Origin of the sequence: Neobacillus drentensis, from assembly GCF_036966985.1 — a bacterium.
Taxonomy (GTDB): domain Bacteria; phylum Bacillota; class Bacilli; order Bacillales; family Cytobacillaceae; genus Neobacillus; species Neobacillus drentensis_E.
Genome location: NZ_JBALSN010000209.1, coordinates 1 through 6,931, shown reverse-complemented (window position 1 = coordinate 6,931; position 6,931 = coordinate 1). Strand labels below are relative to the sequence as shown.

Sequence of the window (6,931 nt, the reverse complement as noted above, 5' to 3'; positions counted from 1 at the left end):
ACTCTCCCCATTGCTTGAATTGGATCGGCCTTCACAATATTAAATACTGATAATAATGAGCCGAATACCGACACAAGAAATAATAACCCCGAGAATTTACCGATATCCACCAAATCGAAAATAAACGGGATATCATCGGGAAGTATAGACATAAAGCCCTTAGTAAAGGCAATAGCTGCAGCAATACTAACAATGGTTAACATAATAACCTGAAAGATAGTTGATTTGACCAATTGACTCGATTTAGCACCGATGGCTTTCAAGATGCCAAACTGTGCCGTTTTTTGTATGGTCATAATATAAAAGAATGCGGCTAAAACAAAAACAGCAATCACTATTAAAAAAGATAACATCATATAAAGCGAATTTTGTTCAGCCGTATACCCAGGAATACCCTTAACCACTTGATCCTTTTCTACCCATTCCCCATTTTTAATTAAGCTAGAAATGTTTTTTTCCAATCCTAAATCAGATTTGTTTATGGCAATGCCGTTATATTCACGTTTGTTTGGGCCTCCAGCGAGCTCTTCCCAAGTGTCAAGGGAAATAAGCGCAACTGGTGTATGGCTAAAAGTTTGATCATCAAGGAATCCAACTACGTTTAAGCTTATTCCGCTTCGTGCATCTTTTACGGTCATTCCAATCTTAATTGTTCCAGATAACGAGCGGTCTAGTAAGACAGAATATCCCCTGCCACTTTCTAAACTCTTTCCATCCCTTCTTTCCGGTTCTAAGAAGCTGCCAGGCTGTACGGCGATAAAGGTAACATCTAGTCTGTTTTCTGAATTCACTCTAGAAATAGCTCCCATTTGAACACCAATTGGCTGAGCCTCACTTTTTGCTGTTAATTTCTCTATATCCACCGTTAAATGCGACCGATCAATGCGCCCCTCTGCACTTTTTTGTAGGAAAAAAGAGTGTGCCGGCATGTTAATGATCGAAGAAGCATTGTTCATCGACAAGCCATTGGCAAGTCCACTAATGACAAAAACAAGTATCGCTACAAAAAAGAGAATAAAACTGATTAACAAATATCTCACTTTAAAAAATGTCATTTCCTTAAATGGTAATGAGAACATAAAAAATTCACCTTCCCTTTCATTTCACAAACAGAATACTGTTCGAATATGAACGGAAGATGAACGTTACTTTACAATTTGGGAAGGAGCACAGTAAAAGTAGTCCCTTTCCCTTCTATGCTTTCTAAATCGATTTTTCCATGGTGCAAATCAACGATGGATTTGACGATTGATAAGCCTAATCCTGTCCCTTCAACTGACCGTGCTCTAGAGGCATCCGCCCGGTAAAAACGGTCAAAAATTCTTTCTATTTCCTTTTGACTTAATCCCACTCCTGAATCCTTAATAACCACGACAACTTCTACATCCGTTTCAGTCAATTCAATATCAATTGTACCGTTTTCACGATTATACTTAATCGCATTCGTCAGCAGATTTTCCCAGACAGAATATAACAATGCTGGGTCGCCTTTAACCGTGGCATCAGAGAGTGAGTAACTCATCATTATTCCTTTTTCTAAGGTACTCCATTCGTATTGATGAATAACAGCTTTGAGCTGTCCTGCAATATCTACGGGACTAACCTCCATTAAATCCTTTTTAATTTCAATAGTGGATAGAAGTAATAGCTGTTTTGTCATCCTGGAGAGTCGGTCTACCTCGAATTGAACCACGCGTAAGTATTGTTGCTCTTCTTGCTCACTTTTGTCGCTATTTTCCAATAAGTTTAAATACCCTTTAATATTGGTTAGTGGTGATTGGATATCATGAGAAATATTAGAAATTAGTTCTTTTCTTAACGAATCTACTTTTGCTAATTTTTCCGTCATCCTCATAAAACTGATGGCTAAATTTCCAAGTTCATCGCTGCGCGTAATATCCAACTTGATGGAGAAATTTCCTTCCGCAATTGCTCTCGTTGCGTAATTAAGCTTTCTTATTGGATTGACTAAAAATTTGGTACTAATAAGAACCAATATAACGCTTAATAAAATTGAAATGATTAGCAGCCACCCAAAAAGAATATGCATCTCGTTAAACATAAGCTTAATATCTGGCCTGATAAAAATGGCATATTCTTCACCTTTATACTTAAAAGGGACACCGACTGAGTTTTTTAATTCGTTTGCAAAAAATCCGGTTACAAAGGTTTTATGAGGAAAATTCCGAATCCCATGATAAACCTCGCCATCTAAAACTTTTTCTGGAATATCTGCTTGTAAATTTTTTTCTCTAAACGACGAGCCAAAATAATGCTTATCCCCTTCATTATTGACCAAAAGTATTTGGTAACCAATCGTACCGATATGGTCAAAATAGTCCTGTAGACTAATCAAAGGGTGCTTACTAGCAAAGTAAGCTATTTCATAGGCAAAATTCATGATTTTCTCATCATTTTGCTGTTTCAATTTGATTTGGTAATAAGCATTGGAAAGAAAAAAAGAAATAACTCCGCTGAAAACCATAATCATAATCGTAATAAAAGCGAATTTACTATACAAAGATTTCATGATCATTAGTTAAAGAACCTCCAGGGAATATCCTACCCCTCTAATCGTTTTAATGGTAAAATCCTCGGCAATATTCGCAAACCTTTCGCGTAACCGTTTGATATGGACATCCACGGTTCTTTCATCCCCTTCAAAATCATGACCCCATATTTTTTCAATCAAGTGACCACGACTAAACACTTGATTAGGATGCGTAGCTAGAAAGGTTAAAAGATCAAATTCCTTTAACGGGAGCATAAAGGTCTTATTATTGATTTTAATCTCATAGCTTTTTTTATTTATGTATAAAGTACCAACTTTAATATTCGCTTCACCAGATTTTCCATATCTTCTTAAAAGGGCATTGACTCTAAATATTAATTCTTTGGGTTCAAAGGGTTTTATTAAGTAATCATCCGTGCCTGATTCAAATCCCTTCTCCTTATCTTCAATCTGGCTTTTGGCTGTTAATAAGATAATCGGAATATCATACTCTTTTCGAATTTCAGTTGTTAATAGGTACCCATTCATGACTGGCATCATGATATCTACAATCGCCAAATCACATAGCTCTTTTTGTAATAAATTAAGTGCAACTAACCCATTTTCCGCTGCGATTGTTTTAAATCCCTCTCTCATCAGCAAACTTGTTACAAGATTGCGGATATATTCATCATCATCAACAATTAAAATTTTTTTCATCTCATCACCTGCTTACTCATAGCGCTATTTTCCTCACCTCATTGTACTTAAAGGCTCTTTAATTGGAAAGAAGCAAAATCGATCTTGATTAGACAAAGAAACAACTTTTATGTTACCATTAAGTTGTTGCATTTAATCAGCACCAATTTATTACAAGGGGGAATGAAATTGATAGAGTTTAAAAATATAGTTAAGAAGTATCGATCAAAACCAATTATTAAACCATTTTCATTGGAAATTGAGGCAGGTCAACTGGTCGTTTTCATCGGACCCAGTGGTTGTGGGAAAACTACCTTACTGAAGATGATAAACAAATTGATACAACCAACTTCCGGCAAAATTTTTGTCAATGGGACGGATATTTCAACCATGAATCCAATTGAACTGCGCCGAAATATTGGTTATGTCATCCAAAATACTGGTTTATTTCCACATATGTCCATTAAAGAAAATTTAGAGTTAATTCCAAAACTTAAAGGGGAAGATCCAGCTTCAATTGCCACTAAAACGGGCGAACTGCTTGAATTGGTCGGTTTAGACCCTAAGGAATACTTGCATCGGTATCCCAAAGAATTAAGCGGTGGACAGCAGCAAAGAATTGGCGTGGCAAGAGCTTTCTCAACCAACTCCGATATTATTTTAATGGATGAACCATTTAGCGCATTAGATCCTGTCACAAGAAGCTCCCTACAAGATGAACTATTCCAAATGCAAAAAGAATTAAATAAGACGATTATCTTTGTTACCCATGATATGGATGAAGCTATTAAAATAGCGGATAAGATTTGTATTTTAAAAGACGGGGATATTCTTCAATATGATACCCCAGAAAATATTCTAAAGAATCCTGCCAATGACTTTGTTGAAGACTTTATTGGCAAAAGACGGGTTTGGAACAATCCTGAATTATTAATGGCTGAGGATATCATGATCCCTAATCCTGTTAAGATCACCTCAATGCGCACGGTGCTACAGGCGATTGAAATAATGAAGGACCAAAAGGTCGACAGCCTAATGGTTACAGATAAAAATAATGTCCTTAAAGGATTGGTGACATTAAAGAGCATCCAATTGCTCAATCGAACAACCTCAATTGAAAAGGTAATGGAACAAAATGTCCTTTCGGTTTCACAGGATGCCAATTTAATATCAGTTTTAGCAACAATGAATGAGCATAAAATTGGTTATGTCCCTGTTGTGAATAGTCATAACCAACTGATTGGACTTATTACTAGAAGTAGTATTCTTTCTGCATTAAGCAGCCAGTTAATCGACTTGGAGGTGGCCTTTTAATGAGTGGATTTATGAACTATTTAACCACAAACTATGAGCAAGTATTCAGTCTACTGGGCCAGCATCTTTACTTAAGCGTAATTTCTGTCCTAGTAGCGATTATTATCGGGATCCCGCTCGGTATATTAATCTCTAGAGAGCAAAAACTTGCAAAACCGATAATTGGAACAACCAATGTGATTCAAGCAGTACCTAGTTTGGCCTTACTTGGATTTCTTATTCCATTCGTTGGGATTGGCAGTACTCCAGCGATAATTATGGTCGTTCTTTATTCATTGCTTCCTATTGTCAAAAACACGTATACAGGTTTAACGAATATTGATGGGGATATTCTGGAAGCCGCCAGAGGTATCGGTCTGACCAAGAGTCAAACGATGAGAAAGGTTCAGTTACCACTAGCCTTCCCGATGATTATGGCGGGTATCAGAATTTCAGCGGTTACCGCTGTTGGATTAATGACAATTGCTGCCTTCATTGGTGCTGGCGGACTAGGATATCTCGTTTTCTCCGGTGTGCAAACGGTCGATAATTATATGATTTTAGCTGGGGCTATTCCTGCATGTATCCTTGCCCTAGTTATTGATTTTATCGTAGGAAAACTCGAAACATCACTTTCCTATACTAGCAAACAAACTTCAGCAAAAAAGACAGGGAAAACCACTAAAAAAATAATGATTAGTTTTGCAAGTATTGTCATCATAATTGCCGGTGCTTTTACTGTATATTCTAAGGTGAACGCTGAGGATAAAATTGTGATCGGTTCTAAAAATTTCAGTGAACAATTAATATTAGGGAATATGCTTGCGGATTTAATAGAAAATAAGACTGATATACAAGTAGAGAGAAAATTAAATCTTGGCGGAAGTCAGGTAGCTTTCAGCGCCCTTAAAAATGGGGACATTGATATGTATGTAGAGTACACAGGGACAGGGTTAGTAAATATATTAAATCAGCCGCCCCAAAGTGATCCGGACAAAGTCTACAATATTGTCCAGAAGGAATTTAAGCAAAAATATGGTTTTGAATTATTAAAACCGATTGGATTTAATAACACTTATGCCTTAGCTGTTCGTCAAGATACAGCAAAAGAATTTGGCTTAAAGACGATATCGGATTTAGCCAAAGTCAGCAGTGGATTAACCATGGGTCCGACCATCGAATTTCCAAATCGTGAGGATGGCTTAATCGGACTTACAAAAACGTATAATATGAAATTTAAAGAGGTGAAACCCGTTGATGGCGGGTTGCGCTATACGGCATTATCCAACCATAAGAGTGATGTCATCGATGCCTTTTCAACGGATGGCTTACTTGAAGCGTTCCACTTAAAGGTATTAGAGGATGATAAAAATTTCTTCCCGCCTTATTATGCGGTCCCGATGTTAAAAGAGGAAACGTTAAAGGAACACCCAGAACTAGAAAAAGTGATAAACTCCTTGGCAGGTAAGTTAACGGATGAAAAAATGCGAAAACTGAATTATAAGGTCGACAGTCTTAAACAGTCTCCAGCCAAAGTCGCTAAGGAGTTTTTAGAAAGTGAAGGTTTATTAGAAAAATAGTGCATGAAGAAAAAGCCGGTCCTAAAAAAACCGGCTTTTTTGCAACTTCTTCTTACTCCTCCTCCATAAAATGAAGGACTCGGTCATATGTTTCATCTGCACCAATGACAAGCAGGATATCCCCTTCTTGTATTAATGCATAGGGGCCTGGTGAAATAATTAATTCTCCCTTTCGTTTCATCCCGATAACAGTTCCCCCGGTATTTTGCCAAAACTTCACTTCCGAAATGGTTTTTCCAATATGAATACAATCCGAAAATACCTCTACCTCGATGGGTGCCAGTGGGTTCGTATGACGTAGCTTTCCTGAGTAGTCCATAATTTTTCGGAGTGTATCAAAGAGCTGTTCATCGAGCTTGTCTCTTTCAGAAATAAGAGAGTTCATTTGCTTTTCAAGATCCTTAATGCTTGCGAGATTTGAAAACCGTTGAATATATTTATAAGCATTCTCACGAGAAGAAATAACAATTCCACTACCTTTTGTGGAGTGAACAATCTCGACATCTTCTAAAATCTTTATTGCTCTTCGGATAGTTTCAGGAGAAACCTTATATTCACTTGCTAAGGTCGATCTCCCATGAATTTTTTCTCCTACCTTAAATTTCCCATCATATATTCTATTTGCTAAATCTATAGCAATTCGCTCGTAAGTCGGTATTTGTGCCTTTTGCATAACATCCTCCGCCGCCATCTTTATCTTGGTCTATTCCAACATTGTATTACCTTTCCAATATACTCTTTTGTATGTGCCTATGCGAGTTTTCCATACAAAATTATCTGAGTGATTTCATTTATTTTTATTGGATATAATTGTAATGAACCATGATTAATGAGGTGAGTCATTGAAACGGAAAATACTTATCATTTT

6 protein-coding genes are annotated in these 6,931 nt (G+C 36.9%); 2 read left to right on the top strand and 4 right to left on the bottom strand.

Annotated features, from left to right (window positions below):
* From V7659_RS14395 to V7659_RS14385, 3 genes are all read right to left on the bottom strand, one after another.
* Positions 1-1,079, bottom strand: a 1,079-nt coding sequence (locus V7659_RS14395; protein ID WP_335540588.1) for an ABC transporter permease, incomplete at its 3' end; no start/stop codon positions are given.
* Positions 1,080-1,150: 71 nt separating this feature from the next.
* Positions 1,151-2,536, bottom strand: a complete 1,386-nt coding sequence (locus V7659_RS14390; RefSeq protein WP_335540587.1) for a sensor histidine kinase — start codon at positions 2,534-2,536, stop codon at positions 1,151-1,153.
* A 3-nt stretch (positions 2,537-2,539) separates the two neighbouring features.
* Positions 2,540-3,211 carry a response regulator transcription factor gene (locus tag V7659_RS14385; protein WP_335540586.1) on the bottom strand — a complete coding sequence of 224 codons (672 nt, stop codon included), beginning with the start codon at positions 3,209-3,211 and terminating at the stop codon, positions 2,540-2,542.
* 168 nt (positions 3,212-3,379) lie between these two features.
* Here V7659_RS14385 and V7659_RS14380 point away from each other — a divergent pair, with 168 nt between their 5' ends.
* Both V7659_RS14380 and V7659_RS14375 read left to right on the top strand, forming a co-directional pair.
* Positions 3,380-4,504 (top strand): ABC transporter ATP-binding protein, encoded by a 1,125-nt coding sequence (locus V7659_RS14380; RefSeq protein WP_335540585.1) that lies wholly within the window; start codon positions 3,380-3,382, stop codon positions 4,502-4,504.
* A complete protein-coding gene (locus V7659_RS14375) occupies positions 4,504-6,063 on the top strand; it encodes an ABC transporter permease/substrate-binding protein (RefSeq protein WP_335540584.1) in 1,560 nt (519 codons plus the stop codon). Before V7659_RS14380 ends, V7659_RS14375 begins: the two co-directional genes overlap by 1 nt.
* Positions 6,064-6,115: 52 nt before the next feature.
* Here V7659_RS14375 and V7659_RS14370 read toward each other — a convergent pair whose 3' ends face one another.
* Positions 6,116-6,736: a TrkA C-terminal domain-containing protein gene (locus V7659_RS14370; protein ID WP_335540583.1), complete on the bottom strand. Its 621-nt coding sequence runs from the start codon at positions 6,734-6,736 to the stop codon at positions 6,116-6,118.
* Positions 6,737-6,931: the final 195 nt, after the last annotated feature.